Below are 16,450 nucleotides of genomic sequence, written 5' to 3'. Positions count from 1 at the left end.
GCAAGGTTTCCAAAAACCTTGTAGGTATGATTTTAAATTTAATACCTACAAGGTCAAAAAAAGACCTTGCAGGAAAACGTTTAAACAAGAACTTATCTCGTTTTGGCTCTATCATATTGCTTCGGCCATTGAACATCAACTCCCAATTCTTGTGCAAAAGTCAAACCTAAGTTTGGATTTCTTAGTGACTCTCTAGCAAATAAAACGAGATCAGCTTTTCCACTCGCTACAATAGCCTCCGCTTGTTGTGAAGTGGTAATCAAACCAACTGCTCCAGTCAAAATTCCCGTTTCTTTTTTAATTTTTTCGGCAAAATGAACCTGATAATTAGGCCCTAAAGGAATTTGTTGATGAGACACCAATCCGCCTGAAGAAACATCAATTAAATCGACTCCTTTCTCTTTTAGAATTTTACAAAGTTGCACTGATTCTTCATCATTCCAACCGCCATCAGCCCAATCTGTAGCCGAGATTCTCACCATTAAAGGAAACTCTTTTGACCATTCAGACTGAACAGCCTCTAGCACTTCAAGAAGCAATCTTACTCTGTTTTCAAAAGAACCGCCATACTCATCCGTTCTCGAGTTAGACAAAGGCGACAGAAATTGGTGCAATAAATAACCGTGTGCTGCGTGAATTTCAAGAACTTGATAACCTGCTTGCTCAGCTCTTCTGGTAGCCAATTTAAAATCGGTAATTACTTTTTGAATTCCTTCTTTATCCAATGCTGTTGGGGTTTGCTCATTATCGTGATAGCCAATCGCACTTGGCGCAACAGTTTCCCACCCGCCTTGATTTTGGGCTAATTTTTTATTGCCATACCAAGGAGACGAAACACTGGCTTTTCTACCAGCATGGGCCAATTGTATTCCCGGAACCGAATCCTGGCTAATGATAAACTTCGTGATAGACTGTAATTTTTTGATATGATCATCACTCCAAATACCTAAATCACTAGGAGAAATTCTTCCTTCGGGAGAAACGGCTGTCGCTTCTTGAATGATTAAACCCGATCCACCCGTAGCGCGACTACCAAGGTGAATTAAATGCCAATCATTGGCAAAGCCATCTTCCGCCGAATACTGGCACATAGGAGAAATTGTAATTCTGTTTTTGAGTGTGATGCTTTTTATTTGTAATGGAGAAAATAATTGTGAAGACATAAATACAAGGATATTAATGTTTTAAGCCAAATTGCATTAAAACAAGATTTTTATGTAGTAAAGTTATTGCACTAACTTTAAAATAAAAATGAAAAATGCATTAATTAACAAACATTTAAAAGGATCCAAAAAAATATAGCACAAATAATAAAATAGAAAATAGTACTTTTGTCCGTCATTAAAGAACCGAAAATTAAAAAATGGAAATAGTTATCAAGCTTTCTCAATTTTTATTGAGCTTATCATTACTTATTATACTTCACGAATTAGGGCATTTCATTCCTGCAAAATTATTCAAAACCAGAGTCGAGAAATTTTATTTATTTTTTGACGTAAAATATTCCCTTCTAAAAAAGAAAATTGGCGAAACCGAATACGGAATTGGATGGTTGCCTCTTGGCGGTTACGTAAAAATATCGGGTATGATCGACGAAAGCATGGACAAGGAACAAATGGCTTTGCCTGCACAGCCTTGGGAATTTAGATCCAAACCGGCTTGGCAACGTTTGATTATTATGTTAGGTGGAGTAACCGTGAACTTCATACTGGCTTTCATTATATACATTGGTATGGCGTTTGTTTATGGAGATTCCTATATCGCGAATGCTGATATGAAAGACGGTCTTTTAATAGAAAATAAAGCGATGATAAATGCTGGATTCAAATCTGGAGATAAAATCGTAGCTGTTGATGGAGAAAAAATTATCCGTTTTGACAAAGAAATTAATGGCAAAGTTATTTTGGCCAAAGAAGTTGTAATTGAACGAAATGGTGTAGAACAAACCATTAAAATGCCAAATGATTTTGTAGATCAATTATCAAAATTTGAGAAAGAACCATTGGCAACTATCCGAATTCCTTTTGTTATCGGAAATATTCCTGATGAATCTTTAAACAAAGATCTTAAAGTAAAAGATATTCTTTTGTCCCTAAATGGGCAAACTACAAAATATCTTGATCAAGCCAAAGTAATTCTAGAAAACAACAAGAACAAAAGCATTACAGCATTAGTTTTGAGAGATCAGAAACAAGTAGCTGTAAATGTAAAAGTAAATAATGAAGGTAAATTAGGCGTTCAACTTGGTGGCTTAGGTCTTGATTCATTAGAGAAATTAGGTTATTACAAAATTACGCATCAAAAATACAGTTTCATGGAATCGATTCCTTTTGGAATCGAAAAAGGAAAAGACCAATTGGTAGGATATGGAAAACAATTAAAAATGATTTTCAATCCAGAAACAAAAGCCTACAAGCAAGTGGGAGGATTTCATGCCATTTATAACATTTTCCCAAGTTCTTGGAGTTGGGAAGTTTTTTGGAGCATCACGGCGATATTATCGATTATGCTTGGAGTTATGAATTTATTACCTATTCCTGCACTTGATGGAGGTCACGTAATGTTTTTATTGTTTGAAATTGTTAGCGGCAAAAAACCAAGTGACAAATTCTTAGAGAATGCCCAAATGGTTGGTTTTGTATTACTTATCAGCCTATTACTTTTTGCGAATGGAAATGATATTTATAAAGCGATTGTAGGTAAATAAAAAAGAATGTTATTTTTGCTTTTTTTGTTTGCTACATTTAAATTTAATCCTATATTTGCACTCGCTAAAAAGAGCAACAACTTCCTCCTTAGCTCAGTTGGTTAGAGCATCTGACTGTTAATCAGAGGGTCCTTGGTTCGAGCCCAAGAGGGGGAGCAACTTTTTTAGCAAACATATTTACCTTTAAGGTGATTCCTTCTTAGCTCAGTTGGTTAGAGCATCTGACTGTTAATCAGAGGGTCCTTGGTTCGAGCCCAAGAGAGGGAGCTTAATAAAAAGACTATCAGCAATGATGGTCTTTTTTTTTGCTCGAAACTCAACTCTTTTTTACGCGAAAAAAGGAATCAAGGCTAAAGATCATCAAGGTCAAATTCTCCAAATTAAGATTGAATAAAAAAAACACACATATCTTCAAACATCAAAACAACTTGATGATTAATACATTAACACCCGTTTTATTTGAATTTATTTAATAAATCACTAAATTGGTAGTCCTCTAGTTTGTGTAATTTACAGAAAAACGTTTTCCAAGATTCCATAAACTAAAACACTTCAAATTATAAAGTTGTTTCAATAATTAATTTTCACTGCTATGAAAAGAACTCCTATTCCTTTTTTATTAGTTGCATTGATTTTTTCTTTGATATGCTGTCAAAAGAACAAATTCTCAAATAACGACAACAATCAAATCGACGGTCATCCCGCTTGGATCATGCAAGGCAATATTTATGAAGTAAACGTTCGCCAGTATACACCAGAAGGAACTTTTAATGCGTTTGCCAAACATCTTGACCGATTAAAAGCAATGGGAGTACAAACGATTTGGTTTATGCCTATTAATCCTATTAGCAAATTGGACAGAAAAGGCTCTTTGGGAAGTTATTATGCAGTTTCAGATTATACCACAATTAACCCTGAATTTGGAACAATGGATGACTTTAAGAAATTGGTACAATCCATACACGATAAAGGGATGAAAGTATTAATTGATTGGGTACCAAATCACACTGGAGCAGACCATCGATGGATCACACAACATCCTGATTTTTTTGTAAAAGACAGCTCCGGCAAACCTGCAGTTGCATTTGATTGGAATGACACGAGACAATTAAATTATAAAAATCCTGTATTGCAAGACAGCATGGTTCGTGCGATGAAATACTGGATTGAAGACACTGATATTGATGGATTTCGATGTGATGTTGCCTGGAACGTCCCCGCTTCTTTTTGGCGTAAATCTATTCTGGAATTAAAAAAAATGAAGAATATCTTTATGCTTGCCGAAGGAGACAGCACTTATCTTCCCAAAAGTGGATTTGATGCTGTTTACCCATGGCATATGTTCAAAATGATGGAAAAAGTAGCCAAAGGCGAAAAATCAGCACTTGCATTGGATAGCATCAACAAGGAAAATGAAACTTTCTATCCCAAAAATACGATTCAAATGTATTTTACAAGTAATCACGATGAAAATAGCTGGAATCATGCCGATTTCGGAACTTTTCAAGGGGTTATTCACGAGCCTTTTGTCGTATTTACTCAGACCATGAAAAACAGTGTCCCACTAATTTACAGCGGACAGGAAGAACCTGTTTTAAGAGCCTTGAAGTTTTTCGACAAAGACCCAATAACATTTAAAAACTTTCAAAGAGAAAAGTTCTACAAGACATTACTTAATCTAAGAAAGAACAACGAAGCGCTTTCCGCTAATGCTTCCTTCAAAAAAGTATCTTTAGGAGATGACAAAGCTATTTATGCCTATGTAAGAGAAAAGGGAAACAAAAAAGTTTTGATAATCCTTAATTTTTCGGGAATCGAACAAACTGTATCCATAAAAGACAATACTTTGACAGGAAAAGCACATAATGTCTTTAAAGGAAAAGAAGAGGATTTAAACTCTAAAGAATGGAAAATGAAACCTTGGGGTTATGAAGTTTATGAGTACTGATTTACATAAAAAAATCAACATCAGATTCTGTTAAGAAATACTATTCTCAAAAAAAAGACCGTCAGAAATGATGGCCTCTTTTTTGGGATTAAAACCCACGCCTCCCATGATTCTCATTTTGGGCTCCTCCAAAAGCAATAAAAGACAAATTCTAATTCTCCCTTGATGTTTGCATAATTAATCGTTAAATTGCTATTCCAAATAGTTAATAATGAAAACGAGAAAAATTTATACATTTTGTTTGCTTCTATTTATTTATGGAAATGCACTACATGCACAGATGCCTTCCAAAATAAAAGATGTATTACCCGAGGGAACCCTTGTTCAATCAAACATCCCTTATGCTTCAGATACTCTGAAAAATCATACTCTAGATTTATACATTCCAAAACATATTGGAAATTCACTGCCGCTTGTGGTATGGATTCATGGAGGAGGATGGATAGGTGGAGACAAATTTGGAGACATGGAGAATATGAAATCCACTCTAAAAGCAATTTTAGACAGTGGGTTTGCTGTGGCTTCCATTGCTTATCGTTTTAGCACAACCGACATTTTTCCTGCCCAAATACAAGATTGCAACCAAGCTGTAAATTATCTTTATAACAACTCTTTAAAATATAATTTAGACAAAAACAAGATTGCGGTTATTGGTTTCTCAGCTGGCGGGCATTTAGCTTCATTGATTGCTACCTCAAACAACAATACTGTTAACGCTTTTTATTATAAAAATCAAAAACCACATTTCAAAATAAGGGGAGTAATTGATTTTTATGGCCCATCTGATTTCATAGCCCGAATTGGTAGTATGCCTTTGGACGAAGGAGAACACAAAACCACATCGACAGGACTTCTTGGAGCTCAACCATTAGCTAGACCTGACTTGGCTAAATTTGCAAGTCCCACCACTTATATTGACAAAGCAGACCCTCCATTTCTTATTTTCCATGGTGATAAAGACACAACTGTACCTATTACATTATCAAAACTATTAGATTCCTATTTAAAGCTTGCAAATGTTCAAAGTGAATTTGTAATTGTAGAAGGTGGTCAACATGGCGGAGAATTGTTTAGATCCGAAGACATTAAAAATAAAGTTTTAGCTTTTTTAAATACTCATTTGAACCAGAAAAGACAATAATCTGAATAAAAAATAAAGTCAAAATAGCTGCTTTTGAAATAGCATTATTAAAAGACCATCATTGCTGATGGTCTTTTTTTTGGCAAAAAAACTTATTGTTCTTTATTTGTTAATGACTCAACAACTGAAACAGATTATGACATTATTTCTTTCATCAAAAGATAATCGTGTAATCTAAATATTTTCTTCTTTAATAACATCTACACAAACTATAAAACACCCACTATCAATTAGCTGTGAGTAAAAAATCAATTTAGCGAATGCGAAATCAAAAAAAAATACAAACAAAAAAATTGGATTTATCAAAAAAAGATTGACTAAAAAAGAAAATGATATAAATTACAAAATAATCACAACAATGTCAATTTCAGTGATAATAATTTAATAATTTAGAGCAAAATAGCGCTTAAAAAAGCCATATTACACCAGAATATTAATTATTTAATACTGAGAAATATGATGAAATTGATACCACAGCTAAACCCAAAAGGGTGGGATGAGATGTTCTCAAATGAAGGCGTTAGAAATTCTTATGCTCAGGTCCTTCAAACGTTACAAAATCTAAATCCGGAAAGCCTAAACGACAAACAAATTCAGGCTTCGGACTTGTTCATGAATCAAGGTATAACATTTACAGTTTATAGCGACAATAATCAAGGAATAGAAAGAATTTTTCCGTTTGACATTATTCCCAGAATCATCACGAAAGCCGAATGGAGCGAAGTGGAAACAGGAATCAAACAGCGATTAAAAGCACTTAATTTATTTTTGGAAGATGTTTATAATGGACAGCACATTATAAAAGATGGTATAATTCCAGCTTCATTGGTAGCGTCTTGCCCTCACTACATACAAGAAGTTCATGGGATAAAAGTACCGCATAGCATTCATGTGCATATCGCAGGAATTGATTTAATTCGTGGGGCAAAGGGAGAATTCTATGTGCTTGAAGACAACCTACGATGTCCCAGCGGTGTGAGTTACATGTTGGAGAACCGTGAAATTACCAAACGAATTTTCCCAGATATGCTTACCTCCAATAAAGTCAGCATGGTAGGAAGTTATCCGATGATATTTCACAACATATTGGTTTCGCTGTCCCCACGAAACGTATCCAATCCCAACGTGGTTTTACTTACACCGGGAGTCTATAATTCAGCTTATTATGAACATACTTTTTTAGCCAGACAAATGGGAATTCCTCTTGTAGAAGGAAGAGACTTGGTAGTTAATAATAATAAAGTATACATGAAAACCACTTCGGGATTACAGCAAGTGGATGTTATTTACCGTCGTTTGGACGATGAATATCTCGATCCGTTGGTTTTTAAACCCGAAAGTACACTGGGCGTACCAGGACTTATCAGCGCTTACCGTCACGGAAATGTTGCCTTAGTAAACGCCGTGGGAAATGGCGTTGCCGATGACAAAGCCGTCTATGCCTATGTCCCAGATATGATAAAATATTATCTTAACGAAGAACCAATACTTAAAAATGTTCCAACATACCAAATGGAAAACAGTGAGGAAAGAGAACTAGTATTTGCCGATATGGAAAATATGGTTATCAAAGAAACTAACGGAAGTGGCGGGTATGGAATGATTATGGGAAATAAGGCTACGCAAGAAGAACTTGAAAATGGCAAAATAGCCATTTTGGCCAATCCCAGAAATTTTATCGCACAACCTATCATTCAACTCAGTACTGTCCCCTGTTTAATAGATGGCCAATTGAAATTACGCCATGTAGATCTAAGACCGTATGCTTTATGTGGACCCAATGGAGTAGAAATTGTGCCTGGAGGATTAACTCGAGTCGCACTAACAGAAGGTTCATTGGTCGTCAACTCTTCGCAAGGAGGAGGAAGTAAAGACACTTGGATCATAAAGTAATTTCATTTTTAATTATTAAAATGAATCAAAATGAAAACAACAGCCTTAAACACAGAAAAAAACGACAATCCAATGTTTGCCTTTTTGCCAGAAATGGTTTTAACCCATTTAAACGAAGCGAAACCAACTGAAACAGCAGTAGAAAATTTAAAAGAGCCTGAAGTAAAAAAAATAACAATAACAGCAGATCCTGATATACCAAATTTAGATTCAATTCCAATTCCGGAAACAGTTTCAAAAAAAGAAACAATAAAGCCCATTGAAACTGTAGAGCATCTCAGTTTGGAAAAAATAAAAAGTGAATCAGACGAAAATTTAATCAAGCGATTTATAAACAAAATAAAAATCTATTAACCACAATTTTAAAACCAATTCAAATGAAAACAACAATGCTAAGTGGAGTTAGAAACGGGATGTTTTTACTCAACAATTATTCGGATTCTCAGGCTCCCATCATAGAGTCAATAATAGAAACCATTGTAGAACCTATTATTTTCAAATGCTAAAATAGAGAACTATTTAGCCACAGTTTCCAATCATTGTGAACTTGTAACTATTACGAGAAGCCGATTTATGGGATTGCATGAGGGATTACTTCACAACTTATTTATTTTCATTGGAGTTCAGTGAATTCCATTTGAACAAGGCGCTATGCGCTCGTGATAGCCCGACGCTGTTGAGAAAAGGAGCTGTATAAGCGTTACTAAAAGTAAGTCCCTTTGCTCAATAGGGTCACGCCCACACGAGCTTTTGTGAATTGACGCAGTATATAATTTTACTGAAAAAAATACAACTTTTAAATCGAAACAGATGAAGGCAAATATGCTAAGTCGTGTGGCAGACGGAATGTTCTGGCTCCACAGATATATGGAAAGAACCGATGGCATGTTACTAACTCTTAACACCAGTTATATTCTTTCATTTGACAAGGAAACAGATGACTGTCAAGGCTACAAACCTCTATTAAAATACTATACCGATTTGACATACGACCAAATAAACGAAGTGCAATATGACACCAACTTTGTGTTGAAATACATTATTTGCGATAGTTTGAATCACAATTCGGTTAAAAATTTGGTAGTGAAGGCCCGTGAAAATGCCAGGGGTTCTCAAGACAAAATAACAAAAGAACTCTGGGAACACATCAATTCATTGTATCATTTCATGAACTCCCCTGATCTTCCCAAAAAGCTGGAAACCTCCGATGCTTTAAAAATTGTAAACAAACTCAATAAAGACCTCTTGCTTTACAACGGTATATTGCAAGTCACTATGCCAAGAGGACTCGGGTGGAGCTTTTCGAATATAGGAAAACTAATAGAAAGGTGCCTGCAAACCATTTCCATGACACAAGCCTATTACGCTCCTATCAATTATAATCTTGACGGAAATGAAGACGTAATGTACTGGAGAAGATTATTGCTTTCCTTGTCGGGTTACGAATTGTACCTTAAGAGCTACAGCAATATCAAACACAATCGAAAGGTCGTACAACATGTTATTTTTAACCAAGACTTTGCTCATTCCGTGATATTTACACTCGAATTAATTAATAAATATTTGGATTGCCTTGTGAAAGACAGCGAAATAAGTGAAGCCAGAACATTGTACAATCAATTTGGACGATTAAAAAGCTACATAGCCTTTACAGACTATCATCACTTGACGAACAAACAATTGGAAGAAGTTCTAGAAACTACGAAAACACAACTAACTCAGTTTTCTGTCGATTTCTCGAAATTATTTTTCTCCTACACCTAATTTCTTATGGCAATATTCAAAATAGTTCACATTACAAAATACCAATACAATTGGCCCATAAAAGAAAGCATAAACGAGGTACGTTTGTTCCCTAACCATTTTGACAATCAAGACCTACTCGACTACCAACTCTTGATTACCCATGATCCCAAAGTAGAATATTACCAAGACTATTACGGCAATCGGGTTGCAAATTTCAACAATCTGGAAGCGCATGAAGAAATGGTTATCGAATCCAGAATGACTGTTCGGGTTAATCATTCTCTGAAAATACCTAAAATTGACAATACAACTGTTGAAGATTTACAGAAAGAAAAAAGTGAAAACATTACCTTACTAAGGCTTAGTTACCCCGAATCCATTCAAAAACAAAACGAGATAGAAGCCATTTTGGCAACTATAGATGTAGTCAGTAAACCAGTTATAACCATTGCTCAATTATGCAATCAATACATATTTGACAACTTTACCTATACCAAAGGAATCACCAATATTGAGACCACTATTGATGAACTTTTGGAACTCAAAAAAGGAGTTTGCCAAGATTTTGCACACGTATTGCTACAACTATTAAGAACTGTAGGGATTCCATCTAGATATGTGAGTGGCTATATTTGTCCAAATGAAAGTGGTTTAAGAGGCGAAGGAGCAACTCATGCCTGGGTCGAAATTTACACACCTACTCAAGGCTGGTTAGGACTCGATCCCACCAATAATATATGGACTATGGACAATCACGTAAAACTGGCCGTAGGCAGGGATTTTTGCGACTGCACACCAATTAAAGGAACATTTAAGGGACTGGCAAGGCAAACACTCTCCGTTTGCGTTTCCATAGGCTATGAGGACGGCAGGCATTACGAAGAAATAAACGATGTTCAACTTGAGGAAATTCCACAGGAAATAAACGAGCAAATAAATTATATCGAACAACAGCAACAACAATAAAAACTAAATACAATTGTTGATTTTGGAGCAGAAAGATTAGGCATTTTAGGAAACATTCCTCCCGCTATCCGCTTCAATCTTGGGAGCCGAACACCGGCTCACAAGGATTTTCGCTACACACGAGCGAAGCGAACTGGCGAAGCAATCCGGGCTAAAGAGAAACATTTTGCTTTTTTGCCATCATCCAAAAAAAGCAATAATTACATTTGAGTAGAATATAAAAAAATCTGTGCAAATCCGTTTGATCCGTAAAATCAGTGGCCCATTACATAATCCAATTGAATCAAAAATCAAATTTGAGTTGTACCACCACTGTCTTTTTGATTTCGGTATTTAGGTTGCTTAATGAAATTCCGAGAAGGCGCACCGAATCTTTCATTTTCTCCTGATATAATAATTCCTTGACCGTTTCATAAATCAGTGCTTTATCCGAAATAAAATATGGCATTGTTTTGCTACGCGTTTGTTGGGTAAAATCGCTGTACTTTATTTTAAGGGTAATTGTTTTACCCGAAATTTGATGTTTCTTTAAACGACGCTCCAATTCCAGTGCAATTCTTTCGAGTTTTTCCAACATAAATATTTCCGAAGAAAGATTGATGTCAAAGGTATGTTCGGCCGCCACAGATTTTGTAATTCGATTTGATTTTACTTCACTGTTGTGAATTCCCCGAACTACATTATAATAGAATCCACCCGACTTTCCGAAATGCTTTTCCAAAAATTCAACAGATTTACCTTTTAGATCCAAACCCGTAAAAATTCCAAGTTGAAACATTTTTTCGGCAGTAACCTTCCCTACTCCGTAAAATTTCTGGATAGGTAATTGTTCCAAAAAGGAAATAACTTCATCAGGATTAACCGTTTTCTGACCGTTGGGTTTATTATAATCACTGGCAATTTTGGCCACAAATTTATTGACCGAAATCCCCGCTGAAGCTGTTAACCCAACTTCATTAAATATTCTTATCCTAATTTCCTGTGCCAATAAACTGGCACTGGGATTTCCTTTTTTGTTTTTGGTAACATCTAGATAAGCTTCATCAAGCGAAAGAGGTTCGACCAAATCAGTATATTCATGGAATATTTTATGGATCTTCTTTGAGATTTCTTTATAGCGGTCAAAACGTGGCCTTACAAAAATAAGTTCAGGACAATTTTTTTTGGCCAAAAATCCACTTATGGCAGAACGAACACCAAATTTTCTGGCTTCATAACTCGCTGCTGAAACGACTCCCCTATTTTCGGCTCCACCCACCGCAATGGGCTTTCCTCGTAACTCAGGATTGTCCATTTGCTCCACCGAAGCATAGAAAGCATCCATGTCGATGTGTATGATTTTTCTATGTGGAAGCGGTTCGGACATATTACAAATTTAGAAACGTTTTCAAAAAAATGGAACGACGGAACTGTTAAAAAAATAAATGAATATCTTTGATGAACGCAACTAGCCCCGATAGAAGTGGAAATCCTTATGAGCCGGGGTTCGGCTCATAAGATTACTTCACTGTACATTCATTTTCATAGGAGTTCAGTGAACTTCGTTTGAAACGAATAGCGGGATAAAGCTCCTAAAAAACATATAAATGCTAGAAATAGAAAGAAAATTTTTGGTTACTTCAGATGCTTTCAAACAAGAATCTTTTGCCCAAAACAGAATAAAACAAGGCTATTTAAGTTCCGTTCCCGAAAGAACCGTTAGAGTGCGCGTAAAAGGAAACAAAGGTTTTTTGACCATAAAAGGCATCTCAAGCGAATCGGGTATGTCCCGTTTTGAATGGGAAAAAGAAATCCCTATTGATGAGGCCGAAAAATTATTGCTTTTATGTGAAGCTGGCGTAATTGACAAAACCCGATTTGAAGTCAAAACGGGTCGTCATATTATTGAAGTAGATGAGTTTTATGGTGAAAACCAAGGACTGATTATGGCTGAAATCGAGCTAAAATCTGAAACCGAATCTTTTGATAAACCAATCTGGCTTGGTCAAGAAGTTACGAACGACAAAAGATATTACAATGCCTACTTGAGCAACAATCCTTTTAAGAATTGGTAACTTATTTTTGTAATTCCTCAATTTTCACAATTACCGCACCACTGCTTTTGTTGGAAGTAATATCCATAAAAGCTTTTTTACTTAAATCTATTTCTCTTCCTCTTGCAAAAGGCCCGCGGTCAATCACTTCTACTATTACCGACTTCCCATTGGCTTCATTGGTAATTCTGAGCTTGGTCCCAAAAGGGAATTTTCTATGGGCTGCAGTTAATTTTTGATTATCAAATCGTTTTCCGCTTGCTGTTTTTTTACCATTAAACTTGTCATGATAATAAGAGGCGTGGGCATTTTTCTTGAAGAATACAAACTTTCCGGTTTCAACAATTACAGAATCTGGGGCGATTGTTACTGGTGTAAACTCTTTCTCGACAACTTTAGCAGTTTTTTTAACAGTGTCTTTATTGATGGAAAATTTTTTGCTGTTTATAATAGAACTTTGACTACTTACCAAACCAATATTGGCCAGTAAAAATAAAAGCGTGATTATTTTTTTCATTTATAGTTTATTAGGTGAAACTTTGAATTGCAAAAAAATTATGGGTAAAAAAAAGTCCTTTTCAGGACTTTTAAAAATGGGTTTAAAACCACAAGGACCAAGGGATTCTACTTAAAATAAGTACTAATCCTAAACCGTAAAATATAGAGAAGGTTTTGAATTTTGATTCGCTAGTCGTTAATTTTTTATGTTTTGACCAACCAATTGTAATCAAAACGATAGCAATGGTATTGATTAATGGATGTTCCAATGAAGTTAAACGTAATGCTTTATCGGACATTTGCCCAAATGAGGCCAACCCTAGCGGAGAAACAAAATACAAGATTATACCAATCAATAATTGAACGTGTATTCCAATTAATCCAAACAAAGCAATTTTTCTATCTTTTGGAGTAAATTCTTTTTTAGAAGAAATTCCTATTATGGCATTAATAACCGCGATAACAAGAACTAACAATGCAATATAAGCCCAACCTGAGTGAAATTTTTGTAAAATCGTGTACATAAATAGTTTTTTAATTTAAACAAATATAAGCAAAAAAGTCATAAAAAAACCCCAATACACTAAAAAGCGATTGGGGTTTTGTGAACCTTATTTTGATTCTTTTTTTAAAAATCGTAACGTAAACTAAAGTTATAAGTTCTTCCGAAACCGAAGAAAACTTGGTTACCATTTGCTATGCCATCATAAAGCATATTGTTTGAAGCGTATGTTCCTTTTGATGGGTTTTTTGAATCTATATTATCATCAGCAAAGAAGTTAGATTTAGATTCAGCAATATAAATTTTATCAAACACGTTGTTTACATTCAATCTAAAATTTACTGATTTATCTCTTTTTGCTCCTACAAGCATTTTATATGAGAATCCTGCATCAACCAATCCGTAAGATGGCAATTCCAAAGATCCTTTATTGTCAGCTGACGTGAATTTTTCAGGCGAAATTGCTGCATATAAATGGTTGTTATAATTATAATTAGCATCCAAAGTAACTCTTTCCAAAACCTCATAAGAAGCTCCTAAAGAAGCTGTCATTTGAGCAGCATCACCTACTTTAACTTTGTCCAAGTATAAAAGTGCTTTACTCAATTCTACGTTAGCAGAATTGTATAATGTTGAATTAGCATTACCACTGTATTCCCAGTTTCCATAAGAGAACATTCCATTAACTTTGAATTTATCAGTAATTCTAGCGTTTCCTTCAAATTCAGCTCCCATGTGTGTTTCACTAAGTCCTGTGTAATCATAATACCCACCATTATTCGTATCTGTATTAGAATCATTTATTCTTAAATTTCTATCATCCCAAGTAGTATAATAAACATTTACATTGGCAGAGAAAATTCCTGAACGGAAACCGTAACCACCTTCAACACTCATGATTTTTTCATTTGTCAAATATGGATTTACAATATTTGCATTTCCAGGATATACCGCATTAAAAAATGGTTGTTTCGAATAATATCCAGCATTAACGAAAACATTATGCTGCTCATTGATATTATAGTTAACTCCTCCTTTTACGTTACCTCCAAGAATATTCTCGTAACCAGAATTAGAAATTGGATCTGAACTTAAATATTTGAAATAATCTACTCTTTCAAAACCTTGCTGAGAAATGGCTCCTTGAATAAATGCAGTCAAATTATCTTTAGAATACTCTAATTGAGTAAAAGCACCATACCAGTTTACATTTCCATCATTGTAAAAATTGATTTTATCTCCAGCTGTAGCATTTGAAAAAGGATTTCCAGAAGGACTCACAGTATAGGTGTTTGTCAAGATTCTTTTTGGGTTATTCTTATCCGTATTATCATAATACTCATCAGCTCCTAKCAAATTATTTAAATTTTGATAGTGAATACCTACATAAGTTCTAGCGTCAACCCCTAAATCCCAAGTTATGTTCTCTGTGAATTTTTTATTAAAATTGATTACACCACCATACCAGTCATGAGAGTTGATAGATGAAATTTGAGAAATACCTGAAGTACTATTGTAAATATATGGATCAGTTGCAGTTCCTTTACCTTTTCTACCTGTGTCAGAACTATTTTGAAAATTACCGTTAATTTCCGTTCTTGTTGTAGCCACTCCATTAATCATAACTGTTTGACCAGAGTTGTAGGCTTGAATCTTATCAAAATCCACTAAACCATTAGCAGTTCTAAATTCATTTGCTGTATAAGATGAACCTCTAACTCCTCCAGCTCCTCTAGCTCCACCTCCACGGCCCCAAGAACCGTAAAGAACTGTTGATAATTTTGAAGTCTCGTTGATTTTGTAATCCCAGTTAAAAGAACCAACTGGTTTATGGAAATAGTTTCTTGTCATACTAAACTTTTCTCCATTCAAATATCCCCAATCAGAATTGTATTTTATATTTGGTTCTCCATCAACTCCATATTTTTGATATTGAGCGATAGTAATACTTGAACTTCTTTGGTTGTGCCATTGTGGCGCTCCTGTAAAAGTAAATTGAAAATCGTGCTTGTTGTCTTTTGTAGTATAACCCAAAGCCACAAAATAGTTATCTCCTACAAAATCAGTTCCATCTACATATCCATCTCCCATTGTATGGCTATACAAAATAGAAGCTGAAAGTCCATTCTCCAATTTACCTGTAGAATAAGAAGCTTGTGTTTTTAGATAATTTGCATTTCCAAAAGAAGTCCCAATAGAACCTCCTTCTTTTTGATCAGAAGTTTTAGTCAATATATTTATTGTTCCTCCAACAGATGCAATAGCCAATTTTGAAGATCCTAAACCTCTTTGCACTTGCATAGCAGAAGTTACATCAGATAATCCAGCCCAGTTGCTCCAATATACAGAACTGTTTTCCATATCATTAACAGGTACACCATTAATCATAACAGCAATGTTATTTTGGCTAAATCCACGAATACTAATTCTTGAATCTCCAAATCCACCACCACCTTTTACAGCATAAACTGAAGGAGTGTTCTTTAAAACTTCAGGAAATTCCTGAGTCCCAAGTTTTTGTTGAATTTCAGATGCTTTAATAGTCGATACTGCAACAGGTGTTTTTCTGTCTTTTGCAACATCCACAACAGATGACTTAACAACTATTTCACTTAACTGATTGGAATTAGACACCAAAACAATGTTCCCTAAATCTGTAGTTCCATTGCTTGAAGTAGTAAAATTAACAGTTTGGTTATCGTAACCAATGTAAGAAATAATTAATTGTCCAGCATTTACAGTAGAACTAATGGTAAATTTACCATCAAAACCTGTTGAAGCACCTGCTGATGTACCTTTAATAGCAACATTTGCTCCAGGTAATGGACCTTGTCCATCTGTAATAGTTCCAGTAATTTTTCCTTGTGAAAATACGGTCGAAACCATCAAAAACAGTAATCCAGAGAGTAACCAATTTTTCATTGTCTTCATTCTTGTTATTTTAAATATTTTTGGCAAAATTATAACATTTGAACGAATTAATGTTAAGAAAAGTTTAATAAATTACACTTTTAAT

The 16,450-nt window shown here is 34.9% G+C and carries 14 protein-coding genes and 2 tRNA genes; 11 read left to right on the top strand and 5 right to left on the bottom strand.

Going from position 1 to position 16,450, the window contains the following annotated elements; translation table 11 throughout:
- Nucleotides 1-92: 92 nt before the first annotated feature.
- A complete protein-coding gene (locus AC1DY0_RS02740) occupies nucleotides 93-1,163 on the bottom strand; it encodes an NADH:flavin oxidoreductase/NADH oxidase (protein WP_477187146.1) in 1,071 nt (356 codons plus the stop codon).
- Between the two features lie 200 nt (nucleotides 1,164-1,363).
- On the opposite strand from AC1DY0_RS02740, the gene rseP reads away from it, so the two are divergent.
- From rseP to AC1DY0_RS02690, 10 genes are all read left to right on the top strand, one after another.
- Entirely contained in the window at nucleotides 1,364-2,707 is a 1,344-nt protein-coding gene (gene rseP / locus AC1DY0_RS02735) for an RIP metalloprotease RseP (RefSeq protein ID WP_477187145.1), read from the top strand.
- Between the two features lie 82 nt (nucleotides 2,708-2,789).
- Nucleotides 2,790-2,863, top strand: a tRNA-Asn gene (locus AC1DY0_RS02730).
- Nucleotides 2,864-2,900: 37 nt separating this feature from the next.
- Nucleotides 2,901-2,974: transfer RNA gene (locus tag AC1DY0_RS02725), tRNA-Asn, on the top strand.
- A gap of 325 nt (nucleotides 2,975-3,299) precedes the next feature.
- On the top strand, nucleotides 3,300-4,655 hold the full coding sequence (locus tag AC1DY0_RS02720) for an alpha-amylase family glycosyl hydrolase (RefSeq protein ID WP_477187144.1): 1,356 nt from the start codon (nucleotides 3,300-3,302) through the stop codon (nucleotides 4,653-4,655).
- 211 nt (nucleotides 4,656-4,866) lie between these two features.
- Nucleotides 4,867-5,796: an alpha/beta hydrolase fold domain-containing protein gene (locus AC1DY0_RS02715; RefSeq protein WP_477187143.1), complete on the top strand. Its 930-nt coding sequence runs from the start codon at nucleotides 4,867-4,869 to the stop codon at nucleotides 5,794-5,796.
- 456 nt (nucleotides 5,797-6,252) lie between these two features.
- A complete protein-coding gene (locus tag AC1DY0_RS02710; RefSeq protein WP_477187142.1) occupies nucleotides 6,253-7,689 on the top strand; it encodes a circularly permuted type 2 ATP-grasp protein in 1,437 nt (478 codons plus the stop codon).
- A gap of 30 nt (nucleotides 7,690-7,719) precedes the next feature.
- Nucleotides 7,720-8,043, top strand: a complete 324-nt coding sequence (locus AC1DY0_RS02705; RefSeq protein WP_477187141.1) for a hypothetical protein — start codon at nucleotides 7,720-7,722, stop codon at nucleotides 8,041-8,043.
- A 23-nt stretch (nucleotides 8,044-8,066) separates the two neighbouring features.
- A complete protein-coding gene (locus AC1DY0_RS02700; protein WP_477187140.1) occupies nucleotides 8,067-8,195 on the top strand; it encodes a hypothetical protein in 129 nt (42 codons plus the stop codon).
- A 304-nt stretch (nucleotides 8,196-8,499) separates the two neighbouring features.
- On the top strand, nucleotides 8,500-9,453 hold the full coding sequence (locus AC1DY0_RS02695; RefSeq protein ID WP_477187139.1) for an alpha-E domain-containing protein: 954 nt from the start codon (nucleotides 8,500-8,502) through the stop codon (nucleotides 9,451-9,453).
- A 6-nt stretch (nucleotides 9,454-9,459) separates the two neighbouring features.
- Nucleotides 9,460-10,401: a transglutaminase family protein gene (locus AC1DY0_RS02690; protein WP_477187138.1), complete on the top strand. Its 942-nt coding sequence runs from the start codon at nucleotides 9,460-9,462 to the stop codon at nucleotides 10,399-10,401.
- Nucleotides 10,402-10,684: 283 nt separating this feature from the next.
- Here the strand turns inward: AC1DY0_RS02690 and dinB are convergent, their stop codons facing one another.
- Complete coding sequence (gene dinB, locus AC1DY0_RS02685; protein WP_477187137.1) at nucleotides 10,685-11,767, bottom strand: DNA polymerase IV; 1,083 nt, start codon at nucleotides 11,765-11,767, stop codon at nucleotides 10,685-10,687.
- Nucleotides 11,768-11,987: 220 nt separating this feature from the next.
- On the opposite strand from dinB, the gene AC1DY0_RS02680 reads away from it, so the two are divergent.
- Nucleotides 11,988-12,455 (top strand): CYTH domain-containing protein, encoded by a 468-nt coding sequence (locus AC1DY0_RS02680; protein WP_477187136.1) that lies wholly within the window; start codon nucleotides 11,988-11,990, stop codon nucleotides 12,453-12,455.
- A gap of 1 nt (nucleotide 12,456) precedes the next feature.
- On the opposite strand, the gene AC1DY0_RS02675 is transcribed toward AC1DY0_RS02680, so the two are convergent.
- From AC1DY0_RS02675 to AC1DY0_RS02665, 3 genes are all read right to left on the bottom strand, one after another.
- The gene (locus AC1DY0_RS02675; protein WP_477187135.1) at nucleotides 12,457-12,951 is read right to left on the bottom strand and encodes a septal ring lytic transglycosylase RlpA family protein; all 495 of its coding nucleotides are present in this window, start codon (nucleotides 12,949-12,951) and stop codon (nucleotides 12,457-12,459) included.
- An 82-nt stretch (nucleotides 12,952-13,033) separates the two neighbouring features.
- The gene (locus tag AC1DY0_RS02670; RefSeq protein WP_477187134.1) at nucleotides 13,034-13,456 is read right to left on the bottom strand and encodes a hypothetical protein; all 423 of its coding nucleotides are present in this window, start codon (nucleotides 13,454-13,456) and stop codon (nucleotides 13,034-13,036) included.
- A 104-nt stretch (nucleotides 13,457-13,560) separates the two neighbouring features.
- Nucleotides 13,561-16,365: a TonB-dependent receptor gene (locus tag AC1DY0_RS02665; RefSeq protein ID WP_477187133.1), complete on the bottom strand. Its 2,805-nt coding sequence runs from the start codon at nucleotides 16,363-16,365 to the stop codon at nucleotides 13,561-13,563.
- Nucleotides 16,366-16,450: the final 85 nt, after the last annotated feature.

The sequence above is a fragment of the Flavobacterium sp. P1_E4 genome, assembly GCF_056405915.1.
The sequence above is the reverse complement of the archived record's forward strand: the minus strand, read 5'-3'. Positions and strand labels throughout refer to the sequence as shown.

Excerpts from the sequence above, each read along its gene's own strand:
- AC1DY0_RS02740 (WP_477187146.1), bottom strand. The coding sequence starts at position 1,163 with ATGTCTTCACAATTATTTTCTCCATTACAAATAAAAAGCATCACACTC.
- rseP (WP_477187145.1), top strand. The coding sequence starts at position 1,364 with ATGGAAATAGTTATCAAGCTTTCTCAATTTTTATTGAGCTTATCATTA.
- AC1DY0_RS02720 (WP_477187144.1), top strand. The coding sequence starts at position 3,300 with ATGAAAAGAACTCCTATTCCTTTTTTATTAGTTGCATTGATTTTTTCT.
- AC1DY0_RS02715 (WP_477187143.1), top strand. The coding sequence starts at position 4,867 with ATGAAAACGAGAAAAATTTATACATTTTGTTTGCTTCTATTTATTTAT.
- AC1DY0_RS02710 (WP_477187142.1), top strand. The coding sequence starts at position 6,253 with ATGATGAAATTGATACCACAGCTAAACCCAAAAGGGTGGGATGAGATG.
- AC1DY0_RS02705 (WP_477187141.1), top strand. The coding sequence starts at position 7,720 with ATGAAAACAACAGCCTTAAACACAGAAAAAAACGACAATCCAATGTTT.
- AC1DY0_RS02700 (WP_477187140.1), top strand. The coding sequence starts at position 8,067 with ATGAAAACAACAATGCTAAGTGGAGTTAGAAACGGGATGTTTTTACTC.
- AC1DY0_RS02695 (WP_477187139.1), top strand. The coding sequence starts at position 8,500 with ATGAAGGCAAATATGCTAAGTCGTGTGGCAGACGGAATGTTCTGGCTC.
- AC1DY0_RS02690 (WP_477187138.1), top strand. The coding sequence starts at position 9,460 with ATGGCAATATTCAAAATAGTTCACATTACAAAATACCAATACAATTGG.
- dinB (WP_477187137.1), bottom strand. The coding sequence starts at position 11,767 with ATGTCCGAACCGCTTCCACATAGAAAAATCATACACATCGACATGGAT.
- AC1DY0_RS02680 (WP_477187136.1), top strand. The coding sequence starts at position 11,988 with ATGCTAGAAATAGAAAGAAAATTTTTGGTTACTTCAGATGCTTTCAAA.
- AC1DY0_RS02675 (WP_477187135.1), bottom strand. The coding sequence starts at position 12,951 with ATGAAAAAAATAATCACGCTTTTATTTTTACTGGCCAATATTGGTTTG.
- AC1DY0_RS02670 (WP_477187134.1), bottom strand. The coding sequence starts at position 13,456 with ATGTACACGATTTTACAAAAATTTCACTCAGGTTGGGCTTATATTGCA.